Annotated in this window: 1 protein-coding gene; it reads left to right on the top strand. The window is 74.4% G+C overall.

Features of this window, described 5'->3' with window-relative positions:
• Positions 1-240 precede the first annotated feature (240 nt).
• Positions 241-1353, top strand: a complete 1113-nt coding sequence (locus IH09_RS36100) for a threonine aldolase family protein (protein WP_052861975.1) — start codon at positions 241-243, stop codon at positions 1351-1353.
• The last annotated feature ends 419 nt before the right edge of the window (positions 1354-1772 follow it).

Below are 1772 nucleotides of genomic sequence, written 5' to 3' on the forward strand. Positions count from 1 at the left end.
GCTCCGGGTGCGGGCGGGCCGGGCGTGGGTGGGCCGAGTGCGGGCGGGCCGGGCGTGGGTGGGCCGAGTGCGGGCGGGCCGGGCCGTCGGGAGGCGGACGCGGAGGACGTGGGCGTGAGCGTCGGAGGCACGGGGGTGGAGTCCGGCCTGCCGGGTGCGGAGGCCGACGGGGCGGGCCCGGCGGGCGGGTCTTCGGCGGGTGGATCCTCGGCGGGTGGATCCTCGGCGGAGCGGTCGCCGATGCTGGCCGCGCGGCATGGAGCGGAGCGGGTGCTGGCGGGCGGTTCGCCCGGCCGGACGCTCCGCGAGCAGCTGGCCCGCCTGGTGGCCGACGCGCCCGCCGCGTACGACCTGGCCGACTGGACGGACATCTACGGCAACGACGACGGTGTCGTCGGCGAGCTGGAGCGCCGGACCGCCGACGTCCTGGGCACCGAGGCCGCGGCCTTCTTCCCGACCGGCACGATGGCGCAGCAGGTGGCGCTGCGCTGCTGGGCGGGGCGTACGGGCAGCACGACGGTCGCCGGACATCCGCTGTCCCACATGGAAGTGCATGAGCGCGACGCCTATGCGGTGGTGAGCGGATTGCGCATGGTGCATCCGACGAGCGAACCGCGACTGCCGACCGCCGCGGAGATATCCGGTCTCCAGGAGCCGTTCGGCACCCTCGCCCTGGAACTGCCGCTGCGGGACGCCGGGTTCGTACTGCCGGAGTGGGCGGAGCTGACGGCGACCGTCGAGGCGGCGCGGGAGCGTGACGCGGTGGTGCATTTCGATGGCGCGCGGCTGTGGGAGTGCACATCACACTTCGGGCGTCCGCTTCCGGAGATCGCCGCTCTCGCGGACAGCGTGTATGTGTCGTACTACAAGTCCCTGGACGGCATATCCGGCGCGGCGCTGGCGGGCTCGGAGGACTTCGTCGAGGAGGCACGGGCCTGGCGGCACCGTTACGGCGGGCAGCTGTTCCAGCAGTGGCCGGCCGCGCTGGCGGCACTCGCCGGGCTGGAGCGCGAACTGCCCCGGCTGCCGGAGTACGTGGCACGCGCGAAGGCCGTCGCACGGATTCTGGGGGACGGGCTGGCCGAGGCCGGTGTGCCGTGGTTCAGGGTGCACCCGCGGGTACCGCACACCCATCAGTTCCAGCTGTGGCTGCCGCACCCGGCCGCGGAGTTGAACGAGGCCGGGATACGGCAGGCGGAGGAGACCCGGACGGCGTTGTTCCGCACATGGTCCGAGCCTGGCCTGGCCGGCCTGGCGATGACGGAGGTGACGATCGACTCATCGGCGACGGAGTGGACGCCCGAAGACCTGCGCACAGCCCTTGCGGACTTCCTGAGGCGCCTCGGGAGGTGAGGACGAGGCCGACGAGGCCGACGAGGCCGACGAGGCCGACGAGGCCGACGAGGCCGACGAGGCCGACGAGGCCGACGAGGCCGACGAGGCGGGTGTTGTGTCTGTGGGGTGAGCCTCGGGGGCGGTCGGGCGGGCCGTGGTGCTGGTGGGGGCGGTCGGACGCGCCGTGGTGCCGGTCGGGTCGGGTGGGCCGACTTGCCGTGCCCGTGGGGCGAGCCGTGAGGTCGGTCGGGCGAGCAGCCTTGCCCGTGCGGTGCACCCTGGTGCCGGTCGGGTGAGCCGTGGTGCCCGTGTCAGTGATCTGTGGTGGGGGTGGGAGGGGGCGCGGCGGGGGCATTTCGCCCTCCAGCCGGGCGAGTGCCGCCAGCGCGGCCGCCCACTGCTGGAACAGCTGCCCGCCGTAACGGTGCCGCCAGGCC

Source organism: Streptomyces celluloflavus, from assembly GCA_000720995.1.
In the GTDB taxonomy this organism is placed as follows: Bacteria; Actinomycetota; Actinomycetes; order Streptomycetales; family Streptomycetaceae; genus Streptomyces; species Streptomyces celluloflavus.